Below are 23074 nucleotides of genomic sequence, written 5' to 3'. Positions count from 1 at the left end.
TTAGCCCTCACCATTGGCTTGCGCCAAAACCCGCTGCACAGGTTTAAAGCTTTTACGATGCTCGTCAATTGCACCGTACTGTTCAAGCGCTGCAAAGTGCGCTTTAGTGGGATACCCTTTGTGCCCTGCAAAACCATATTCTGGGTGGCGTGCATCAAGTTCAAGCATTTCGTCATCGCGCGCTACTTTAGCTAAAATAGACGCTGCTGAAATTTCGGCCACTAAGCTATCACCTTTAACAACAGCTTGTGCTGGCATAGTGAGTTTTGGCAATCGATTACCATCTATAAATACAAATTCAGGTTGTGTGCTTAATGCCTCTACTGCGCGAGTCATGGCAAGCATCGTTGCGTGTAGAATATTTAACTCATCAATTTCTGTTGGACTGCAGCGTCCATACGCGTAGCACAATGCTTTTTCTTTAATTTCAACTGCAAGTGCTTGGCGTTTTTTATCCGTTAATTTTTTAGAATCTGCTAAACCTGCAATTGGTTTAGTGGGATCTAAAATGACGGCGGCAGTGACTACATCACCAACAAGCGGGCCGCGCCCTACTTCATCTACACCAGCAATTAAGGATACATTGGGTCTATCAATTTGCATTTATTAACTCCGCCACAGCATTGGCTGCTTGTTCACTGGCATTTAATCTGATTTTTTCGTGAATAGCTAAAAAGCGTGCTTTTAGCTCTTTGTTATCTGTGTTGAGCATAGGGGTAAGTGCGTTTGTTAAGTTAGTCACATTACACTCGGTTTGTAAAAACTCAGGCACTAGCTCTTCGTCGGCTAATAAATTAGGCAGCGAAAAGTACTTAATATTAAACGTAAATAAAGTTTTAAAAATCCAATAGCTCAAAGGCTTTATTTTATAGCCCACAACCATTGGTTTTTTATAAAGCATACCTTCAAGTGTTGCTGTGCCCGAGGCTAATAAAATAGCATCAGCAGCTTGCATCGCTAATTTTGATTGCCCATCAAGCAGGTTAACATTAAGGTTTGGTGCGGTAGCGTTTAATATATCACTAAACTGCGCTTTGCGTTTTTCGTTAACCAACGGCACCACAATTTTAAGATTGGGGTTTTTAGCTTGCAGCTCAGCAGCTGTTTTAATGTAAGTCTCGCTTAGCAAACCAACTTCAGAGCCTCGACTACCAGGTAGCAGCGCCAGTACTTTGTCATCAAGGCTTAAGCCGAGTTCTTCTCGTGCTTTAGTATCGTCGTGCTCAAGTGCTATGTCGTCTGCCAAGGTATGCCCCACAAATGTACATGGCACTTGGTGCTTATCGTAGAACTCTTTTTCAAATGGTAATAATGCTAACACTAAGTTAGTGGCTGCACTTATTGTATGAATGCGCTTTTCGCGCCACGCCCAAACAGACGGACTTACATACTGTACGGTTTTAATACCCGCATCTTTAAGTGGCTTTTCTACACGTAAGTTAAAATCCGGTGCATCAATACCTATAAATACATCAGGTGGGTTATCTACAAAATGCTGCACGAGTTGTTTACGTATTTTAAGCAAACGTGGTAAACGCCCTAGCACCTCAACAAGCCCCATAACCGAAAGCTCATCCATGTCGTAAAGTGTTTTACAGCCCTGCGCTTGCATTTTAGGTCCTGCTATTCCTTCAAAAATAGCGTCCGGAAAGTGTTTTTTAAGGGCTTTAATTAAGCCTTCACCTAAAATATCGCCCGACAGTTCACCTGCCACAATACCAATTCGTAGTTGTTTTTTATCTTTATTCATTTGATTTTATTTCACAAGTAAACCAGGCGTTCATGCTTGTTAGTTTACCGTGTTTTACTGTTTGGTTAAACGCTTTAAATAACTGGTTTTTTATTACCTAAGTTAAGGCTTTATGTTGTTTGTTTTTAATACTGATGTAGCATAGGAAATATATATTACGCTTTACTAATATGTATGTTGACAAAGATTGCACAAACGTAAATACTATTACAAACTTTCAGTAATTACTGAAAGTTCATTAAATTTTAACTTTGCCAATAAAATGTTGCCCTGTTAATCCGTCACTCTCAAGGAGCCAATAATGATAGATGAAACCTTTGTGGATCTATCGCGATTACAGTTTGCTGTTACCGCTCTCTTTCATTTCTTATTCGTACCGTTAACGATAGGTATGACCTGGATTTTAGTTATTATGGAATCGGTTTATGTTATGACCGGTCGCGAAATTTATCGTGATATGACTAAGTTTTGGGGAAAATTGTTTGGTATTAACTTTGCAATTGGTGTGGCAACAGGCCTTACCATGGAATTTGAGTTTGGTACTAACTGGTCTTATTACTCCCATTACGTAGGTGATGTTTTTGGGGCTCCCCTGGCTATTGAAGGTTTAATGGCATTCTTTTTAGAATCGACCTTTGTGGGTATGTTCTTTTTAGGCTGGGACAGGCTTTCTAAACGCCAACATTTAGGCGCGACCTTTTTAATGGCCATTGGTACTAACATGTCGGCGCTGTGGATTTTAATTGCCAACGGTTGGATGCAAAACCCAGTAGGCGCTGAATTTAACTATCAAACCATGCGCATGGAAATGACCAGTTTTGCAGAGCTTGTGTTTAACCCTGTAGCCCAAGTTAAGTTTATTCATACTGTATCGGCAGGTTATGTAGCAGCGTCTATGTTTGTGCTTGGTATTAGTAGCTGGTACATATTGAAGGGTCGTGATTTAGCATTTGCTAAACGCTCTTTTTCAGTCGCATCAGGCTTTGGTTTAGCGTCAATTTTGTGTGTAATTTTACTCGGTGACGAATCAGGCTACGAAGTAGGCGAAGTCCAAAAAGTAAAACTTGCCACAATTGAAGCCGAATGGCACACAGAAGAAGCTCCGGCTGCGTTTACCGCATTTGGTTTTCCTGATTCAGAAGAGCAAGTAACACATGCGGCGGTTAAAATACCTTACGCACTTGGGTTAATTGCTACGCGCTCACTTGATGAGCAAGTAACGGGTATTAACGACCTAGAAAAACAACATGAAGTACGTATTCGCAACGGTATGATTGCTTATGAATACCTTACAAAACTCAGAAACGGTGAAGATACGCCAGATAATATTGCCAAATTTAATACTCTAAAAGATGATTTAGGTTATGGCTTGCTACTTAAGCGCTACACACCAGATGTTGTAGATGCTACTGAAGAACAAATTCAAAAAGCTGTTAAAGACTCTTTTCCTAAAGTAGGCCCTATGTTTTGGTCATTTAGGATTATGGTTGCCTGTGGTGTGGCCATGCTAGGTGTATTTATATTGGCATTTTACTACAACGCACACCGCGTTATTGAGCAAAAACGCTGGTTGTTATGGGCTGCCGTATTGAGTATTCCACTACCTTGGATAGCGATTGAGTTTGGCTGGATTGTTGCCGAGTATGGTCGTCAACCTTGGGCTATATCTGAAATACTGCCGACCTTTTTAGCCACGTCGTCACTAACAGTAAACGATATTTTAATTAGCTTAACTGGGTTTATTGTTTTCTATACTGGTTTAGCCATTGTGGAAGGCTGGCTGATGATCCGCTTTGTTAAGCAAGGGCCAAGCTCGCTACATACTGGTAAGTATCATTTTGAATTACCAAGCAAAGCTGATAAAACTGAAGGAGAGCAATCATGATTTTTGATTATGAAACATTAAAAATGCTTTGGTGGTTGATCATTGGTGTGCTGCTTATTGGTTTTGCTATTACCGATGGTATGGATATGGGCGTTGCTATGTTGCTTCGCCTCGTTGGTAAAACAGATTCAGAGCGCCGCACAGTAATAAACACAATTGGCCCGCATTGGGATGGTAACCAAGTATGGTTTATAACTGCAGGCGGCGCGTTATTTGCGGCGTGGCCTATGGTTTATGCAGCTGCATTTTCGGGCTTTTACTTTGCCATGATGCTAGTACTCTTTGCTTTGTTTTTTAGACCACTTGGATTTGATTACCGCAGTAAAGTAGACTCAAAACGCTGGCGCAATAACTGGGATTGGGGCTTGCTTGCAGGCAGCGCAATTCCAGCATTAGTATTTGGTGTTGCGTTTGGTAATTTATTTTTAGGCGTACCGTTTAATATTGATAACCTTATGCGTGTTAGCTACCAAGGATCATTTTTTGGCTTGCTTAACCCATTTGGATTACTTGCAGGTTTAGTAAGTATTACCATGTTAGTTGCGCATGCAGGTATGTGGTTACAACTTAGAACAGCAAGTGTGGTCGCAGAGCGTTCGGGTCAATATGGTCGCTATTCTCTTATTATGTTTATCGTGTTATTTGCTGCAGCTGGTTTTTGGGTGGCTAACTTAACGGGTTACCAAGTTGTATCGATGGCTGATACACAAAGTCATGCAGACCCTCTAGCTAAAGTAGTCACTACAGCGCAAGGTGCTTGGTTAAGTAATTACAGCACTCGTCCGTGGACAATGACCTTCCCTATTTTAGCCTTTGCAATGGCATTAAGTGCACTTGTGTTTTCAAAATTAAATAAACCTGCACTTGGACTTATTTCAACAAGCTTAATGTTAATTGGCGTAATTATGACGGCCGGTGTTTCTCTGTTCCCATTTATTATGCCATCAAGTAATAACCCTAATATTAGCTTAACAATTTGGGATGCGGTATCGAGCCATAAAACGCTCAATATAATGTTTGTTGCAGTGTGTATTTTTGTACCACTAATATTGTCCTACACCACTTGGTGTTACGTAAAAATGTGGCGCAGAGTAACGGTAGAAGAAATTGAAAACAACACTCATGGTAGCTACTAAGGAGACTAAACAATGTGGTATTTCGCTTGGATTTTAGGTGTACTTTTGGCCTGTACCTTAGGTGTGATAAATGTAATGTGGTACGAATTTCATCAAAATAAAAACAGTATTGCTGATGATGAACAAGCCATGCACGATCTATTAAATGATGCTAACAACACAAAAGATGGCGACTAACCCCCGGCCAGATCGCGCGCAGCAGCAATCACTGCGCGCTTTTTTAAAGCGTCAAAGTAAACCCGCTGCAGTGTGGTTAAAGTTAAGCATTGCACTGGGTACTTTTAACGCATTACTGATGATTGCAGGTGCTTATTTACTGGCTCAAGCTATTCATAATGTAATGTTTGAAGGTAATAATTTAGCCCAAGTCACTCATTTATTATGGCCCTTAGCAGGCATTATTTTATTGCGCGCGGTGTTTTTAGCGTTAAGTGAGCGCTTAAGTGCATTTGCTGCGCTTAAAATAAAATCGGCTATGCGCCAAACACTTCTCCATAAGCTCAGCTTACTTGGGCCTAGTTATATAGAACAACACGGCCAAGGCGCTACATTAAATACCCTGCATAATGGCGTTGAAGCACTTCACGACTATTATGCTAAATACTTGCCAGGTGTTGCTTACAGCGCGCTTATTCCGCTGGCAATATTGGTAGTTATTTTTCCGACAGATTATAAAGCTGGGCTGATATTTTTATTAACCGCCCCACTTATTCCTTTTTTCATGATTTTAGTAGGCTCTAAAGCCGAAGCTTTAAACCAAAAACGCTGGAAGCAACTTGCTGTACTGGGCAATTACTTTTTTGACCGCGTGCAAGGTTTAACTCAGCTAAAACTATTTAATGCAACATGTACCGAGCTTAAACAAATAGCTAAAATTTCAGATGATTTTAGACACGCGACACTCGATGTTTTAAAAATCGCGTTTTTATCATCATTTGCACTTGAGTTTTTAGCCACTATTAGCGTGGCACTCGTTGCCGTAATTATTGGTTTTAGACTATTTTTTGGCACTCTTGATTTTGCCACTGGCTTTGTGGTGCTACTTTTAGCGCCTGAATTTTATTTACCACTGCGCCAACTAGGTAGTCATTACCATGCACGTTTACAAGGTATTAGTGCGGCGGCCGATATGGTTGCGATTTTAAATGCCCCACTGCCAAGTGACGAAAATGCGTCAGTAACTACAAGCGCACCTGAAAACAATTTAACTTTAAATACAATTAATTCAATAAGTATTACCGACCTTAATTTTATATACCCTGGTAGTAACGAAGGGATTAAAAATATAAATTTAACATTGCCAAATAAAGGCTTAATTGCAGTTGTGGGCAGTAGTGGCTCAGGTAAAAGTACGTTGTTTGATTGTCTATTAGGGTTTCACCCTGAGGTGATTAACAACCTATCTATTAATGATCAGAGTTTAAGTACAACCGATATTACTTACTTGCAAAATAATATTGCATGGATACCACAACAAGCGACGCTATTTTACGACACCATTGCTGCCAACATTAAATTGGCCAAACCCACTGCCACACAGCAAGAGCTTGAACACGCGGCAAAACAAGCTGGTGTGCTTGAATTTATTAATACCCTACCCGATGGTTTTAACACCCAGATAGGTGAGCAAGGTGAAGGGCTTTCTGGCGGTCAAAAACAACGTATTGCACTGGCTCGCGCATTTATAAAACAAGCACCAGTCTTAGTGCTTGATGAGCCCACTGCGCACCTTGATAGTCAAACAGAGCTGCTTATTCAAGATGCTATTAATGAATATGCTAAAAACAACTTAGTATTAGTTATTGCCCATAGATTAAATACCGTTAAACATGCCAGCAATATCATTGTGATGCACGATGGAAAAATAGCTGAGCAAGGTCACTTTGAAACACTTGCAGCGCAAAATGGTGCATTTGCTGACTTACTAAAAACGGCTGAACAAGGGGTGGTGCATGCGTAATTTTATTCGTTTATTAAAACTTTGTGCTCCTCATTACAAAGCTATGCTATTGGGTACATTTTTAGCGACGATTACGGTATTAGCTAATGTGGGCCTGTTGGCTATATCTGGCTGGTTTTTAGCATCAATGGCCGCTGCTGGTATTGCGGGCGTACAAATGAATTATTTTACTCCTGCCGGCACGATTCGTTTTTTAGCTATTGTGCGAACAGCATCGCGCTATGGCGAACGCCTAGTTACTCATAACGCCACATTTTTATTACTAAGTGAAATACGTACCAAAGTATTTGCAACGTTAAGCAAGCTTAACAATGTTGATTTAGCAATGAGCCGCAGCGCTGATCTAGTTAACCGATTACAAAACGATGTAGACGCACTCGACAAATTTTATTTAAACGTTTTACTTCCTATGCTGGTCGCTCTTTTAAGTGTGCCAATCATCATGCTGTTTATGTCGGCCTATAATGGCAACGTCGCCCTTATTTGCTTTACTGGCATTATACTTATTGGTGTGGTTATACCTGCCCTACTCAGCATAAAGCTCACTAAAAACAGCCATAAAGAAACACAACTTAGTGCACAACTTCGCTCTGAGCTTTCAGATACACTTACAGGCCTTAGAGAGCTTAGTATTTATCAAGCCCGTTCGCAGCAACTTAATAAGTGCGACGAATTAAGCGAGCAGTACAATCAGCAATTATTTATTCGCCACAAAGCACTGGCAAACTCAGATGGATTAAGCTTGTTGGTTGTTCAATTAGCCATGCTTGCTAGCATAGTAACCATTGTGCCGCTGGTTTACGCAAGCAGTATGGTAAATGTAGAACTTGCTATGTTAAGTTTATTTGTACTGGCAAGCTTTGAAAGCGTATTACTACTACCCAACGCGTTTATAGAGCTTCCAAATGTTTTAAAAGCAGCAGAGCGATTGTTTACACTTGAAGATAAAGCAGCTAGTACGCAAATTGAAAGTAAACATGTAGACATTGATGAAAACTTTAGCGCGCAAAATCACACGTTAGTACTTAACAATATTAGCTACCAATATGGTGAACAAACAGCGCTAACTAATATCAGTTTTGAACTAATGCCTCAGCAAAAAGTAGCGATTGTAGGTAGAAGCGGCAGCGGTAAAACGACGCTTGTAAATTTACTTACTGGTTTATGGCCTTTGCAACAAGGCAGCATAACGCTAAACAATCAAAATAGCGTTGTTGACTTACATTCGTTAAATAATGATATACGCGCAAATGTTATAAATATACTCGCCCAGCAGCACCATATTTTTGATGGCACATTAAGTGAAAACTTACGTTATGCCGCGCCAAATGCAACTAAAGAGCAAATGATTGAAGCGCTCGCATTAGCTCAATTGAGCCCATGGTTTAATGAGCTAAAAGAAGGTTTAAAAACACGATTAGGCACTGGCGGGCGTAACGTGTCGCAAGGTCAATCTAGGCGTATAGCCATTGCCCAAGCATTACTTAAAAACCCTACTATTTTAGTTCTTGATGAACCAACAGAAGGTCTTGATAATCAATCTAAGCAAGGGGTAATGCAAGCAATAATGCATGTTATGAATAACGCCAGCGTGCTGACAATTACGCACGATCCCGCTCTACTTGCTCAAATGGATAATGTTGTATGGTTAGAAGGCGGTAAAGTAGTCGCACAAGGCTCTCATAAAGAGCTCAGTAGCACTTATCCCGACTATATTGCGCTAACTACCCGGTTTTAAAACCGTTACTGATACATCAATAACGCCGACTTTAGGGTCGGCTATCTTTTCAAACATACTCTTTGATAAATCAATAATACGACCTCGCACATACGGGCCTCTATCGTTAATTCTTACCGTGACTGATTTATTATTAGCGAGGTTGGTAACAACGACCTTAGTGCCAAAGTCGAACTCTAAATGGGCTGCTGTGGCGGCTTGTTGGCTAAAGCGCTCTCCGTTGGCAGTTGTTCTCCCGTGATATTTGTCAGCATAAAAAGATGCTTTACCAACTTGAGTAACCTCTCCAGTAGATGATTTAACAATAGGTTGGCTACTACAAGCGGCTAACGCTGAAGTAATAAAAAGAGTGACAACTAACTTAGGTAAACGCATAGGATGACTTTTATTATACAAATTAGATGCATCCTAACTTGAGCTCGCTGAGTATTAACTGAATTAGGTCTAAACCGTGGGCAATAAAAAACCACCTTCGATTTATCATCTAGGGTGGTTTTTTTATGCTTAGAGCAAAACGCGCGAATTATCTTACAATGCCGCGCTCTGAGCTTTTAACAAAGTCGACCATCAATTTCACAGCAGGGTACTTTTCAGCATCTTCACTAAGCGATTCAATCGCTTCGTCTGCACCTAAGCTTTTACGGTAAAACGCTTTGTATGCACGTCGTACAGCCATAATTTCATCACTTTCGAAACCACGACGTTTCATGCCTTCTTTATTGATAGCGGCAGGGCCTGCTGGCATACCAATGGTAGTAACAAAAGGTGGTACATCTTTGTTAACACCTGAATACATACCAATAAAGGCATGTGCACCAATTTTACAAAACTGATGAACTCCCGAATTACCACCTAAGATAACCCAGTCGCCTACATGTACATGGCCGGCCACACTTGCATTGTTAGCAAAAATTACGTTATCGCCAATTACCGCGTCATGTGCAACGTGTGTATAAGCCATAAATAAGTTATTACTACCAATTTTAGTAACGCCTTGGTCTTGAATTGTACCACGGTGAATAGTGGCACATTCACGGATAACATTGTTATCACCCATGACTAATATGGTTGGCTCGTTGTTGTATTTTTTGTCTTGGCAGGCTTCGCCCACAGACGCAAACTGAAAAATATGATTGCCAGAGCCAATAGTTGATGGCCCTTTAACAACAACATGAGACTCAATAATACAGTTATCACCGATAACAACATCATTGCCAATATAACTATACGGACCAACTGAGACATTGTTACCTAGTTTAGCGCCAGGTTCGATTATTGCTGTAGAATGGATCACTATTAAAACTCTCTTCTCGCACACATAATTTCGGCACTACACACTACTTTGCCGTCGACTCTAGCTTCTGCTGCAAACTTCCAAATGTTGCGACGTTCTTTTAAAAACTCAACATGAAGGTGCATTGTATCACCTGGGATCACTGGCTGTTTAAAACGTGCGTTATCAACAGCAGCAAATAAATATAATTCGTTTTCACTACGATTTTCTACTGTTTTAAAACCTAATAAACCCGTGGCTTGCGCCATTGATTCTAATATTAGCACACCAGGAAAAATTGGCTGATTTGGGAAATGGCCAGTAAATATAGGTTCGTTTATAGAAACATTTTTAATAGCATGTAAAGATTTGCCAGGTGTAAAATCAATAACACGATCAATTAATAGCATCGGGTAACGGTGCGGTAATAAACTTAAAATTTCTTGAATATCAAGGCTATTTAATTCGTTTGCCAAAATAGCATCCTTATTAGTGTTCAACGTTATGACTTAGCCAATGCTTCCAGCGCTTTAAGACGAGATTTCATGTCTGAAAGGTTACGCAAGTGAGCTATTGATTTACGCCATTCTTTGTTTGTTGTATGGGGCATACCAGATGAGTAAATACCTGGTTCGGTGATTGATTTTGTCACCATACTCATGCCGGTAATTATAACACCATCACATACAGACATGTGACCATTAATTGCAACCATGCCACCAATTTGACAGTTTTTGCCAATGGTAACGCTTCCTGCAAGTACGGTGCAGCCCGCGATTGCGGTGCCTGAATTAACTTCAACGTTGTGCGCTATTTGACACTGATTATCGATAATAACATTGCTATGGATAATGGTATTGTCCAGTGCGCCACGATCAATTGTCGTGCTTGCACCAATTTCAACTTTGTTACCTATGATCACTGAACCAAGCTGAGGTATTTTTACCCATTGCCCGCGTTCGTTCGCATAGCCAAACCCATCACTACCTACAACACTATTTGCTTGAAACAAACAATCTGAACCAATTTCAACATCGTGATAAATAGTCACACTAGACCAAAGCTTAGTGCCAGAGCCTATTTTAACACGTTCTCCGATAAAACTGTTCGGACCAATTTGCGCATTGTCACCTATCACCGCATCAGCTTCAATGACTGCATTAGCCCCTATAGCGGCGCTGTCACTAACAATCGCTGTTGAATGAACAGTGGCACTTGGATGAATACCCGTCGAGGCTGAGCGTGGTGTTGTATCCATAAATTGCGCTAATTTTGCGTAACTTACATACGGATTCGCAACAATAACTTTGCTACCACTAAAGTACTGAGCATCGGCTTGGCTTACTATTACAGCGCTAGCTTGAGTAGTCTCAAGTTGCGAGCGATATTTTGAGTTCGCTAAAAATGCAATATGCCCAGAATGGGCATTTGCAAGTGTCGCTATTTTTTTTATTTCTAAAGCGCCATCACCCTGAAGTTCGGCGCCTAGAAGTTCCGCAATTTGCGAAAGCGTATAATTTTGCATAGAGTGATTATTTCTTACTAACTGCAGCTACAACTTTAGACGAAAGATCAGTTACTTCTTTAGGATTAAAGTAAATTGTTGTGTCTTTTACTTTAACTTCGTCGAAGTCGCCGTCTTTAGCAATTTCTTCAATTGTTTTGATGATTACACCTTGAACTTTAGCAAGTTCTTGGTTTTGGCGCGCTTTGATTTCTTGCTCTAAAGGACGACCTTGTTCAGCAAGATTTTTTTGCATGCCTTGGATTTTATCACGTAGTGCATCTTTTTGAGCTTGGCTCATAGTTGTACTTTCGCGTTTAAATTTTTCAGCTTCAAAACGAATATCGCCTTGTAACTTTTCAAGCTCTTGACGACGTTCAGCAAACTCAGTTTGTAAAGACTGTTCAATTTTAGCCATTTGAGGAATTTGCTTGTAGATTTCCTGCATATCAACAATACCTACTTTGTGTGCAAATGCATTCACAGAAGTACCCATCATTAAAGTTGCTAAAACTGCTACAGCTGTTGATTTAAATAATTTTTTCACAAAAAACTCCTTTAGAAAGTGTTACTAATGTTAAAGCTGATGGTTTTCGTATCGTCATCTTCTTCTTTTTGCAATGGATACGCAAAACTGATCAGCATTGGACCCATTGGAGAGATCCATTGTAATGAAAGACCGGTTGAAACCCTAAAGCGCATTGGGTCTGAATAGTCATCTAATTTAGCACGTTCATCAACGCCTAAGTTTTGATAGCGGTCTACGTTAAACTCAGTATCCCATACGTTTGCAGCATCAACAAAGAAGCTAGTACGTACAGAGCTGGTATTTTCTTCATCTAAGAATGGCGTAGGAACAATTAGCTCCATACCTGCCACTGCTTTTGCATTACCACCAATACGGCCTTGCGGCACTAGAATATCAAATTCTGATGCGCCACCAATGCTACCGGTTGTAGTACCGTCTGCACCTGGCGTACCTGGAATAGACTGCGGTATACGCGATACAGCACGTGGTAATATTGTATTACGGTCAAAGCCACGAAGTTCCATTTCCGTTATACGGAAGTACTCTTGGAATGGAAGTGTTTGCTCATACCCGTTTGTAGAACCATAACCATTACCATAACCAAGCGCTGCACGCGTTGAGAATACCCAACGGTGGTCATTTGATATAGGCCAGTAAAAACGCGAATCGTAATTCAGTTTAAAGTACTGAAGATCTGAGTTAGGCGTTGTTGCTGTTAAGTTTAGAGTTTGACGCGAACCCGCTGTTGGGAATAAACCACGGTTAACTGTAATACGCGACCAACCAACACTCAGCTCATACTTAGTAAAGTCAAAGCCTGCATCTGGGTTGTCTGGATCTAAGAATGTTTCACGAAGTACACGCGTTTGCTCGTACTCTGCAATATCCGAAAGCTCTTCTTTAATCCAACGGGCGCCAAAGTTAACACGATTTACAGCATCAATTGGAAAACCAATATTTGTGCCTAAACCATAACTTTTTGATTTGTACTCAACAAGACTGAATTTACTTGCATCGTAGTTTCTGTAAAAGATGCTACTGCCTTGCGATACACCATCTGGCGTAAAGTATGGGTCTGTGTACGATAAGCTTAAGCTTTCAGAACCTGTAGACGTGTTAAGGTTTAAACCAATTTGGTTACCTGTGCCTAAAAAGTTAGATTCTGTTACACCAATATTAAACTGCAGACCTAAGTAAGAACCATAAGCAAGACCAGCATTAAAGCTACCCGCTGATTGCTCTTTTACAGTAAAATCTACATCTACTTGGTCATCCACACCTGGTACAGGCACTACGTTAAAATCAACAGTTTCCATGTAAGGCAAACGTTGAATTTGTAGTTTTGAACGCTCAAGGTTTTGATTAGATAACCAGGCGCCTTCAAGTTGTGTCATTTCACGGCGAAGTACTTCATCAGCTGTATTTTGGTTACCACCAACAATAATACGACGAACATATACACGCTTACCTGGATTAACCGATAGTGTTAGTTGTACTTCTTGCTTTTCGTCGTCAATTTCTGGAATTGTACGTACTTCAGCATTAGCGTAACCAAAACGTGCTAAGTAGCTTTTAATAAATTCTTCTGACGAAGTAACGACTGAGCCATTGTAAAGCTCACCCGCTCTAAGTGGGATAACACTTTTAATTAAGTCTTCACGGCCAAGCAAGTCACCAATAAAGTCAAAGCCTTTAACGGTATATTTTACGCCTTCGGTTAAGTTAGCTGTAACGTAAACTGATTCACGTTCAGGGCTCACTGATACTTGCGTTGAATCGATATTAAAACGTAGGTAACCACGGTCTAAATAATAACTACGAATTTTTTCTAAATCGCCTTCAATGGTTTGCTTTTGGTAGCGATCGCTACCCATAAACTGCCACCAAGGTAAATCTTGCTGCGATTCAGCAATTTTAAGAAGCTCTTCATTAGAAAAAAGTTCATTACCCACTAAGTTAATTTGTCGGATAGAAGCTGCATCACCTTCATCAAACTCTAATTTAAGTTTAACGCGGTTACGAGGCAACTTAGTAATACTGATATCTACTTTAGCGTTGTATTTACCAATACTGTGGAAAAACTCAACTAAGCCCTTTTCGATACTATCGATAACGGTTTTATCAAGTGGTTCACCTTGGCGAATATCTTGCTGATCAAGAGACTCATTAAGCTGCTCGTCTTTAATGTCTTTATTGCCTTCAAACTCAATGAAGCTGATGGTAGGACGTTCCGTTACTTTAAAAATAACGTTGTTGCCATCACGAAGGGCTTTTATGTTATCAAAGTGCCCAGAACGATAAAGTGACTTTATTGTTTTTGAAATCGTATAGTCATCAACATTATCGCCTACGTTAATAGGAATATGTGTTAGCGCTGCACCAAGTGCTACACGCTGTAAACCTTCAACTTTCAGGTCTTCAACAATAAAGGAGTTTTGGCCTAGGGCTGCAAAACTTGCACCCAATAAACTTGTTACTGCCAAATGTTTTTTTATAGCCATTTTATTATCTTTATCCTTTACAACTGTATTACCGCATAACACCCTACTAAAGTGGTGCTTTACAATCGTGTTCTAATTAGTAATTTGCCACGCTGTAAAACTACAAACGCGATACATCATTGAACAAAGCGAAACATGTTAGAAAAATGAGCAACAAGGCGCCCACTTTAAAACCAAACTCTTGTGTCTTTTCAGAGACCGGCTTTTTACGAAAAAGTTCAATTATGTAATACATTAAGTGTCCACCATCAAGTACTGGTAAGGGTAATAAATTAAATACACCCAAGTTAACGCTTATTAAGGCTAAAAAGCTTAAAAAGGCCACTAACCCATAGCTTACGCTAGTTCCAGCGCCTACTGCAATGCCCACAGGGCCACTTAAATTCTTAACCGAAACCTGGCCTGTAATTAAATTACCAATCATGTCAAAACTGAGTGTAATTAAGCGCCACGTTTCTTTTGTGCCTCGCACGATACTATCGAGCGGGCCGTAATGTCTAGTCTCTACATAACCATCAGGCCATTGCTGTACAACAGGAGCAACACCTAAAAAGCCTTGCTCAATACCGTTATTATCAATGCGCCCTTTAGGGGTTACTGTAATGGCTTTTATAGTATCTTGTCTTTTTACACTAAATTGTAAAGATTTGTTAGCTGATTGCGTAATAAGATTAACTAATTGCTGCCAATTGCTTATTGTTTCACCGTTTACAGCCAAAATTGTGTCATTAACTTGTAAATTAGCGTGTTCTGCAGCTGAGTCTTTAGTTACGGCGGCAATTGTTAAAGTTGCTTGAGGTCTAAACGGTACAATACCTAACGAGCTTAATGGTGGCACGTCTTGCTGATCTAGTTTCCACCCCTCTAAATTAAGCGTTTTAACACGTGGTTGAAGGTTTTTATCGCGCACTATCACTTCAACGCTTTCTTCACCTAAATTAGACATAAGTGCAAACGTGGCATCTTGCCAGGTCGTTATATCATCATCACCAATTTTTATAATATGTTGAGAAGGCATAATGCCCGCTTGCTCTGCTCGGCTACCCTCGGTAATACTACCTACCACAGGCTTTACCGACTGCACACCCACCATATACATTACAGCAAGAGCAAAAATGGCAAACAAAAAGTTGGCCATTGGACCCGCTGCAACTATGGCAATACGTGCTTGTACAGATTTAGCGTTAAACGATAAATGACGTTGGTTTGCCGGCACGTCATCAACACGCTCATCAAGCATTTTTACATAACCGCCTAATGGAATAGCCGCAATCACATATTCGGTATTATATTTATCGTGCCATTTTAATAGTGGCTTACCAAAGCCAATTGAAAAACGCAGCACTTTAACGCCCATTTTTCGTGCAACCCAAAAATGGCCATATTCATGTATGGCCACTAAAATACCAAGCGCTAAAATAAATGAGCCAAGATTCCAAAAAAAATCAAACATATTAATGCGCCACTTTTGTTATAAATTCTGAAGCGCTAATACGCGCTAATTTATCGCACTCTAAAATTTCATCTAAGCTTTGTACATTGGTATACGTTGCAGATTCAAGCGTTTGTGCATTTATTTTGTATATATCAGTAAAACCAATTTTACCGTTTAAGAATGCACTTACTGCTATCTCATTTGCAGCATTAACCGTTGTAGTCGCGCCCTGCCCTGCACTACACGCATCAATCGCTAATTGTAAATTTGGATAGCGAGAAAAGTCAGGCTTGGTGAATGAGAAATCACATATATCAGAGAAGTTTAACGGTTTAACGCCTGCATTAATTCGCTCAGGGTATGCAAGTGCATGGGCAATTGGCGTGCGCATATCAGGGTTACCCATTTGCGCTAAAATAGAACCGTCATGATATTGCACCATTGAGTGAATAATACTTTGTGGATGAATCACTACGTCTATATCACTGGTGTCGCAATTGAATAACCACTTAGCTTCAATAAACTCTAAGCCTTTATTCATCATAGTGGCCGAGTCTACTGATATTTTTTGACCCATCGACCAGTTAGGATGCGCCACGGCTTCACTTACAGTTACATCTTTTAGTGTGTTTATATCGCGCGTTAAAAACGGGCCACCAGAACCGGTAAGCAAAATTTTACTTACGCCATGTTGCTGTAAATTTTGATCGCCTTTGGCACTTTGTAACGAAGAAGGTAGACATTGAAAAATAGCATTATGTTCGCTATCAATTGGCAGCAAGGTCGCTTTATGTTGTTTAACTTTATCAATAAACAACTGACCTGACATAACTAACGATTCTTTATTAGCAAGGAGTACTTTTTTACCTGCTTCTACTGCACTTAATGTTGGCAGTAAACCAGCGGCACCTACAATTGCCGACATCACGACATCAACATCTGGGTGAGCACATAAGTCGCACATTGCTTGCTCGCCGTGCATAACAAGCGTTTGGCATGGTGTATTAGCTAAATAAGCAGATAACTGCTCAGCGGCTTGCTGGGTAGCCATAATCGCATAAAGTGGTTCGTGTTCAATACACAGCTCAGCCATTTTTTTTGCGTTTTGCCCTGCAGCTAAAACAAAAACATCAAATAACTCTTTATTGCGCGATACAACATCTAGTGTACTTAAACCAATTGAACCTGTTGCGCCTAAAATAACCAGCAATTGCTTTTGGCTCATAAACTAAGAGTCCACGCATAGCACATTACAAACATTGGAGCTGCAGCCGTTAAGCTGTCAATGCGATCTAAAATACCGCCGTGCCCAGGTAAACAACGGCCGCTATCTTTTAAACCAGCTTCACGTTTAAACATGCTTTCAAGTAAATCACCTACCGCAGAGAACAATGCAATAAATGCAGTCATTATCGCGTAGATAGGCCAAACACCTAAATCAACATCGGTAAAGTGACAAAATGCTAAAACAAAAATGATAGAAGCGACTACACCGCCTGCTAACCCTTCAATTGTTTTATTAGGGCTCACTTTTGGCATAAGTTTATGCTTACCAAAGCTCTTACCTGAAAAATAAGCACCAACGTCTGCACTCCACACAATACCCAATACGACTAAAATAAGTACAGAGCCAAAATGTGTTGATTCAGCATATTGCGCACTGCGCAGCGTATTTAGTGCAAGCCATAACGGCACAAGTGTTAATAAACCTGCAATGCCGCGCATTACTAGACCTTCATTCCACGCTTTAGCCATTTCTGGATAGCGCCAAATTAAATAACTAGCAACAATCCACCAAGCAAACGAAAGCGTAAATAAGTAATTCGCATCACCTACTAGCTTGCCACTTTCCCATAGTGATTCAATAGGCCAATGTAAATTAAGCAGGCCAAGTAAGGCTGCAATCAATACAACAAAAGCACCACGTTTGAGCTTATCGCATAAACCCATAAACGCAGACCATTCCCATGCGCCTAATAATACTATTGCACCGGCAAAGTAACTAAATAACGTAAGCGGTGTATAAAAAACCAAAGCTAATGCCGATGGTGCAAGCACAAGTGAGGTTAAAATTCGTTGTTTTAACAAAATGTGACCCTTATTCTATTTAGGTTTGAGCGAGTAATTGTTTTATTTGTTCGCCCGTACAACCAAAACGTCGCTCTCTGGCAACGTAACACGCTATAGCCTCAGCAAATGCTGCTTCATTAAAATCAGGCCAAAGTGTTTCGGTAAAGTAAAGTTCTGCATAAGCAACTTGCCATAGTAAAAAATTACTAATACGAACATCGCCACCAGTGCGAATAAGTAAATCAGGTTCTGCCTGATCTGCCATGCTCATATGCTGTGCTAAGCGCTCTTCTGTAATATCTTCTGCGTTGAGTGTGCCTTGCGCAACTTGCAAAGCAAGTTGTTTAGCCGCGTTAGCCATATCCCAACGACCACCGTAATTAGCTGCAACATTTAAGCGCAATCCGGTATTATTTTCAGTCAGCTTATGCGCAGCGTCTACCTTGCTACGTAATCCTTCAGAAAATCGTGATAAGTCTCCAATAATGGTTAGTTTTACATTGTTTTTATGAAGCTTTTTAACTTCCTTTGTTAAAACAAATAAGAAAAGCTCCATTAGAGTGTTTACTTCGTCTTCAGGGCGGCGCCAGTTTTCACTACTAAAAGCAAATAAGGTTAACGATTGTATCCCTAATTTAGTACAAAACTGAACAGATTGACGAACTGCGTCTACGCCTTTTTTATGCCCATACACACGAGGTCTATTTCTAGCTTGTGCCCAACGTCCGTTCCCATCCATGATGATAGCAACATGTTTGGGTAAACATTGCTGTGAAATTGTGTCAGCATCTAGAACCATAAATATCGAGTATTCCATAAAAAAACGCCGCCTAGTATACCCTAGACGGCGTTTCAAAACTAATAATTTTAATAGGTCCTGTCGACCTTTCAGGATTGTAATTTATTCAATCTAGGCAGAACCCTTTGGGCAGCGCGTTTTTAGATTTTATGCATTGCTATCGCCTAATAATGGGAAATAACCACACTACGTAGGCTCTGCCTTGCCTTAAAACCAAACACACTACTGCAAATTCAACCTCAAAAGATAAACGGGCCCTACTTAGATTTCCATTAACTCTGCTTCTTTAGCAGCTAATAGCGTATCCATTTCTTTGATAAACTTATCTGTAAGTTTTTGAATCGCATCATCTGATTGACGCGCTTCATCTTCAGATATTTCTTTATCTTTTAATAAACCTTTTACATCGCCATTAGCATCACGACGAATGTTACGAATAGCAACACGACCGCCTTCAACTTCGCCACGTACAATTTTGATTAGGTCTTTACGACGCTCTTCTGTAAGTGGAGGAAGAGGTACACGAATAACAGTACCTGCCGACATAGGGTTTAAACCTAAGTCAGACGCCATAATTGCTTTTTCAACAGCTTGCGCTAAAGACTTATCAAATACACCAATAGCAAGTGTACGAGAATCTTCAATTGTTACGTTAGCAACTTGGTTTAAAGGCGTTGGTGCACCGTAGTACGATACCATAATGCCATCTAGGATTGCAGGATGTGCACGGCCAGTACGAATTTTAGATAATTGGCTACCTAGTGCAGTTACACTTTTTTGCATGCGCGCTTGCGCGTCTTTTTGAATATCGTTAATCACGGTTTAATCCTAATTATTTGATTATTTCATCTGAGGCTTGTGAAGAAATAAGTGTTCCTTCTTCTTCACCCATAATTACGCGTTTTAGCGCGCCTGATTTATTCATATTAAATACGCTCAATGGCATATTGTGATCGCGGGCTAGAGTAAATGCCGCTAAATCCATAACTTTTAATTCTTTTTCAATGATTTCATTGTAGCTTAAGTGGCTGTAAAGCGTCGCTTCTGGGTTTTTAACAGGATCATCACTGTACACGCCATCCACTTTAGTCGCTTTAATTACTGTATCCGCTTCAATTTCGATACCGCGTAAACACGCTGCAGAATCGGTAGTAAAAAATGGGTTACCGGTGCCTGCTGCAAAAATAACAACGCGGCCAGTTTTCAATAAACTAATTGCTTCAGCCCAGTTATAAGCGTCACATACACCATTTAGCGGAATAGCCGACATTAAGCGACAGTTTACAAATGCACGGTGTAGCGCATCACGCATTGCAAGGCCATTCATAACCGTTGCAAGCATACCCATGTGGTCGCCTACTACGCGGTTCATACCTGCTTCTGCAAGTGAACCACCGCGTAAAAAGTTACCTCCACCAATAACTAAACCCACTTCTACGTCAAGCTCTACTAGCTCTTTAATTTCTTGTGCCATACGGTCTAAAACTTTAGGGTCGATGCCGAAGCCTTCGTCTCCCATTAAAGCTTCACCACTTAATTTGAGAAGAACACGTCTAAAAATAGGTTTGCGATTGATAGTCATAGTATAGGGGCCAACTTTTATTGAATTATGGATAAAAAATAACCGCGCTTATGTTAAACATAAAAGCGCGGTTATTTTAAAGAATTTCTAGCTGTGAAGCAAAACCAAATAGTACTTTAATTGCATCTAATTTCCTTTTGCATCACAAATAGTTAATCTTACTGACCTTTAGCAGCTGCAATTTGAGCAGCAACTTCAGCAGCAAAATCTTCTTCTTTCTTCTCGATACCTTCACCAACTTCTACACGTACAAAGCCAGTAACTGTTGCGTTTTTCTCTTTAAGAATATCGCCAACAGATTTTTTAGGTTCCATGATGAAAGCTTGACCAGTAAGAGAAACCTCACCAGTGAATTTTTTCATGCGACCAACAACCATCTTCTCAGCGATTTCAGCAGGCTTGCCTTCATTCATCGCGATTTCGATTTGTACTTGCTTTTCTTTTTCTACAACGTCAGCTGGTACGTCAGAAGGAGTTAAGTACTCTGGACGTGAAGCAGCAACGTGCATTGCAACGTGCTTAAGTGTTTCTTCATCAGCAACACCTGCAACAACAACACCGATACGGTCGCCATGACGGTACTCAACTAGGTTTTCACCAGCGATGTACTGCAGACGACGTACGTTGATGTTTTCGCCAATTTTAGTTACTAGCTCAACACGGTCTTCTTCAAACTTAGCTTGTAAGTCTTCGATAGTAAGAGTGTCAGCAATTGCAGCTTCAGCAACTTTATCAGCAAATGCTAAAAAGCTTACGTCTTTTGCAACGAAGTCTGTTTGACAGTTAACTTCTACTAGTACTGCAACACCAGCGTTTTGCTTGATGATGATAGTACCTTCAGCAGCAATGTTACCTGCTTTTTTAGCAGCTTTAGCAGCGCCACTTTTACGCATGTTTTCAATCGCTAACTCGATGTCGCCATCAGTCTCAGTTAACGCTTTTTTACAATCCATCATGCCAGCGCCTGTGCGCTCGCGTAATTCTTTAACTAGGGCAGTAGTTACAGCCATTAGTAAATCCTCAAATCTGAAATCTGGTTTAGATAAGCGGGTTACCCGCTCTACAAGAATAACAAGTCTTCACCTTAAAAAGATGAAGACTTGATGATAGCTAATTACTCAGCTTCAACGAAATCGTCTTTCTCAGCTTGAGCAACGATGTTATTCTCGCGACCTTCAGTGATAGCAGCTGCAACAGCGCTAGTGTAAAGGCTTACAGCACGGATAGCATCATCGTTACCAGGAACGATGTAATCAACGCCGTCTGGGTTAGAGTTAGTATCAACGATTGCAACAACAGGGATACCTAGGTTGTTTGCTTCACGGATAGCAATGTGCTCGTGGTCAGCATCGATAACGAAAAGCGCGTCTGGAAGACCGCCCATGTTTTTGATACCACCAAGGCTCTTTTCAAGCTTTTCCATTTCGCGGTTAAGCATTAACGTTTCTTTCTTAGTTAATTTCTCGAAAGTACCGTCTTGGCTTTGTACTTCAAGGTCTTTAAGACGCTTGATTGATTGACGTACAGTTTTCCAGTTAGTCAACATACCACCTAACCAACGGTGATTTACGAAGAACTGATCGCTTTCTAAAGCAGCTGCTTTAACTGCGTCGCTTGCTGCGCGCTTAGTACCAACGAAAAGAACTTTACCTTTGTTAGCTGCAGCACTTGATAAAAACTTAAGTGCGTCGTTGAACATTGGTACAGTTTGCTCAAGGTTAATGATATGTACACGGTTACGTGTGCCGAAGATGAAAGGCTTCATCTTAGGGTTCCAGTAACGTGCTTGGTGACCAAAGTGAACACCAGCTTGAAGCATATCGCGCATTGAAACGTTTGCCATTTTATAGATCCTCTATAGTTGTTTAGGGTTAGGCCTCCACATATCCCATAGCACCAACACCGAAGTAATTAAACTTCAAATGCACCCAAGTGTATGTGACGATACGTGTGTGTGTTAAAATAAAATTGTGTTTGCCTTAAATACAAAAAATCATTTAAGAATTTATTTGTAAAAAGACGGCGCGCTTTATACCATATTAAAATTAAATACTCAACGTCGCGTGCAAAATTTGTTCGGCGATAAATGTTAGAAACTCAACTTTGGAGCCTCAATGAGCGCTATTATCAAGACCCCTGAAGAAATAGAGAAAATGCGCGTAGCTGGGCGCTTAGCGGCCGATGTACTTGAAATGATCGGCCCTCATGTAGTGCCGGGTGTTACCACCGATGAGCTAAATACACTTTGTCATGATTATATTGTTAATGTGCAACAAGCAATCCCTGCTCCGTTAAATTATCATGGCTTTCCAAAATCAGTTTGTACGTCAGTTAATCATGTTATTTGTCACGGAATTCCAAATGACAAAGCATTAAAAGAAGGCGACAGCGTAAATATTGACGTAACTGTCATTAAAGATGGCTACCACGGCGATACTTCTAAAATGTTCCACGTTGGTACACCAAACATCCAAGCTAAGCGTCTTGCAGAAGTAACACAAGAAAGCTTATACCTTGCTATTAAAATGGTAAAACCAGGTGTGCGCTTAGGTGATATTGGCTCTGCTATTCAAAAATATGCAGAAAGTTTTAATTACTCTATTGTTCGTGAATATTGCGGCCACGGTATTGGCGCAGGATTTCATGAAGAACCACAAGTAATGCACTACGGTAAAGCGGGTACTGGCGAAACTTTAAAAGCGGGCATGTGCTTAACAATTGAACCAATGGTTAATGCGGGTAAACGCCAATGTAAGCTACTTAAAGATGATTGGACTGTAGTAACTCGCGACCGCAGCTTGTCTGCACAGTGGGAACATACTTTATTAGTGACTGAAAATGGTGTTGAAATTTTAACGCTACGATCAGATGATACTATCGACAGGATCATAGAACACTAATAATAAATAAGA

22 protein-coding genes are annotated in these 23074 nt (G+C 40.4%); 6 read left to right on the top strand and 16 right to left on the bottom strand.

Annotated features, from left to right (window positions below; translation table 11 throughout):
- The gene (gene rnhB / locus H5160_RS07200) at positions 1 to 603 is read right to left on the bottom strand and encodes a ribonuclease HII (RefSeq protein ID WP_165723758.1); all 603 of its coding nucleotides are present in this window, start codon (positions 601 to 603) and stop codon (positions 1 to 3) included.
- Positions 593 to 1750: a lipid-A-disaccharide synthase gene (gene lpxB, locus H5160_RS07195; protein ID WP_182674388.1), complete on the bottom strand. Its 1158-nt coding sequence runs from the start codon at positions 1748 to 1750 to the stop codon at positions 593 to 595. Before lpxB ends, rnhB begins: the two co-directional genes overlap by 11 nt.
- A gap of 301 nt (positions 1751 to 2051) precedes the next feature.
- On the opposite strand from lpxB, the gene H5160_RS07190 reads away from it, so the two are divergent.
- From H5160_RS07190 to cydC, 5 genes are read left to right on the top strand one after another with little or no spacing between them, the layout of a single operon-like run.
- Entirely contained in the window at positions 2052 to 3635 is a 1584-nt protein-coding gene (locus H5160_RS07190) for a cytochrome ubiquinol oxidase subunit I (protein WP_182696042.1), read from the top strand.
- Complete coding sequence (cydB, locus tag H5160_RS07185; protein WP_220491144.1) at positions 3632 to 4771, top strand: cytochrome d ubiquinol oxidase subunit II; 1140 nt, start codon at positions 3632 to 3634, stop codon at positions 4769 to 4771. Before H5160_RS07190 ends, cydB begins: the two co-directional genes overlap by 4 nt.
- 12 nt (positions 4772 to 4783) lie before the next feature.
- Complete coding sequence (cydX, locus tag H5160_RS07180) at positions 4784 to 4948, top strand: cytochrome bd-I oxidase subunit CydX (RefSeq protein WP_182737134.1); 165 nt, start codon at positions 4784 to 4786, stop codon at positions 4946 to 4948.
- Positions 4938 to 6731 carry a thiol reductant ABC exporter subunit CydD gene (cydD, locus tag H5160_RS07175; RefSeq protein WP_182737169.1) on the top strand — a complete coding sequence of 598 codons (1794 nt, stop codon included), beginning with the start codon at positions 4938 to 4940 and terminating at the stop codon, positions 6729 to 6731. The genes cydX and cydD overlap by 11 nt, the downstream gene beginning before the upstream one ends.
- Positions 6724 to 8469 (top strand): thiol reductant ABC exporter subunit CydC, encoded by a 1746-nt coding sequence (gene cydC / locus H5160_RS07170; protein ID WP_182737132.1) that lies wholly within the window; start codon positions 6724 to 6726, stop codon positions 8467 to 8469. Before cydD ends, cydC begins: the two co-directional genes overlap by 8 nt.
- Here cydC and H5160_RS07165 read toward each other — a convergent pair.
- The 14 genes from H5160_RS07165 to rpsB all read right to left on the bottom strand — a co-directional run bounded on the left by H5160_RS07165 (position 8452) and on the right by rpsB (position 22005).
- Positions 8452 to 8844 (bottom strand): septal ring lytic transglycosylase RlpA family protein, encoded by a 393-nt coding sequence (locus H5160_RS07165; RefSeq protein WP_024596251.1) that lies wholly within the window; start codon positions 8842 to 8844, stop codon positions 8452 to 8454. The genes cydC and H5160_RS07165 overlap by 18 nt on opposite strands.
- Positions 8845 to 8992: 148 nt before the next feature.
- Positions 8993 to 9763: an acyl-ACP--UDP-N-acetylglucosamine O-acyltransferase gene (gene lpxA, locus H5160_RS07160; RefSeq protein WP_182737131.1), complete on the bottom strand. Its 771-nt coding sequence runs from the start codon at positions 9761 to 9763 to the stop codon at positions 8993 to 8995.
- 2 nt (positions 9764 to 9765) lie between these two features.
- Positions 9766 to 10218, bottom strand: a complete 453-nt coding sequence (gene fabZ / locus H5160_RS07155; protein WP_002958310.1) for a 3-hydroxyacyl-ACP dehydratase FabZ — start codon at positions 10216 to 10218, stop codon at positions 9766 to 9768.
- 26 nt (positions 10219 to 10244) lie between these two features.
- Complete coding sequence (gene lpxD / locus H5160_RS07150) at positions 10245 to 11267, bottom strand: UDP-3-O-(3-hydroxymyristoyl)glucosamine N-acyltransferase (RefSeq protein ID WP_024596249.1); 1023 nt, start codon at positions 11265 to 11267, stop codon at positions 10245 to 10247.
- Between the two features lie 7 nt (positions 11268 to 11274).
- Positions 11275 to 11793: an OmpH family outer membrane protein gene (locus H5160_RS07145; RefSeq protein WP_002958312.1), complete on the bottom strand. Its 519-nt coding sequence runs from the start codon at positions 11791 to 11793 to the stop codon at positions 11275 to 11277.
- An 11-nt stretch (positions 11794 to 11804) separates the two neighbouring features.
- The gene (bamA, locus tag H5160_RS07140; RefSeq protein ID WP_182737129.1) at positions 11805 to 14276 is read right to left on the bottom strand and encodes an outer membrane protein assembly factor BamA; all 2472 of its coding nucleotides are present in this window, start codon (positions 14274 to 14276) and stop codon (positions 11805 to 11807) included.
- A 100-nt stretch (positions 14277 to 14376) separates the two neighbouring features.
- Positions 14377 to 15729 carry a sigma E protease regulator RseP gene (rseP, locus tag H5160_RS07135; RefSeq protein WP_002958314.1) on the bottom strand — a complete coding sequence of 451 codons (1353 nt, stop codon included), beginning with the start codon at positions 15727 to 15729 and terminating at the stop codon, positions 14377 to 14379.
- 1 nt (position 15730) lies between these two features.
- Positions 15731 to 16936, bottom strand: a complete 1206-nt coding sequence (ispC, locus tag H5160_RS07130; protein ID WP_154903577.1) for a 1-deoxy-D-xylulose-5-phosphate reductoisomerase — start codon at positions 16934 to 16936, stop codon at positions 15731 to 15733.
- Positions 16933 to 17799, bottom strand: a complete 867-nt coding sequence (locus tag H5160_RS07125; protein WP_024596496.1) for a phosphatidate cytidylyltransferase — start codon at positions 17797 to 17799, stop codon at positions 16933 to 16935. Before H5160_RS07125 ends, ispC begins: the two co-directional genes overlap by 4 nt.
- 19 nt (positions 17800 to 17818) lie before the next feature.
- Entirely contained in the window at positions 17819 to 18598 is a 780-nt protein-coding gene (locus tag H5160_RS07120; protein WP_024596497.1) for an isoprenyl transferase, read from the bottom strand.
- 243 nt (positions 18599 to 18841) lie between these two features.
- On the bottom strand, positions 18842 to 19363 hold the full coding sequence (frr, locus tag H5160_RS07115) for a ribosome recycling factor (RefSeq protein ID WP_206013162.1): 522 nt from the start codon (positions 19361 to 19363) through the stop codon (positions 18842 to 18844).
- A 49-nt stretch (positions 19364 to 19412) separates the two neighbouring features.
- Entirely contained in the window at positions 19413 to 20162 is a 750-nt protein-coding gene (pyrH, locus tag H5160_RS07110) for a UMP kinase (protein WP_024596498.1), read from the bottom strand.
- Positions 20163 to 20320: 158 nt separating this feature from the next.
- The gene (gene tsf / locus H5160_RS07105) at positions 20321 to 21172 is read right to left on the bottom strand and encodes a translation elongation factor Ts (protein WP_002958320.1); all 852 of its coding nucleotides are present in this window, start codon (positions 21170 to 21172) and stop codon (positions 20321 to 20323) included.
- Between the two features lie 104 nt (positions 21173 to 21276).
- Positions 21277 to 22005: a 30S ribosomal protein S2 gene (rpsB, locus tag H5160_RS07100; protein WP_024596499.1), complete on the bottom strand. Its 729-nt coding sequence runs from the start codon at positions 22003 to 22005 to the stop codon at positions 21277 to 21279.
- 271 nt (positions 22006 to 22276) lie between these two features.
- Between rpsB and map the strand changes: the two genes are divergently transcribed.
- Entirely contained in the window at positions 22277 to 23062 is a 786-nt protein-coding gene (gene map, locus H5160_RS07095; RefSeq protein ID WP_002958322.1) for a type I methionyl aminopeptidase, read from the top strand.
- Positions 23063 to 23074: the final 12 nt, after the last annotated feature.

It is taken from the genome of Pseudoalteromonas sp. SG43-4, assembly GCF_014164325.1.
Taxonomy (GTDB): domain Bacteria; phylum Pseudomonadota; class Gammaproteobacteria; order Enterobacterales; family Alteromonadaceae; genus Pseudoalteromonas; species Pseudoalteromonas distincta.
The sequence above is the reverse complement of the archived record's forward strand: the minus strand, read 5'-3'. Positions and strand labels throughout refer to the sequence as shown.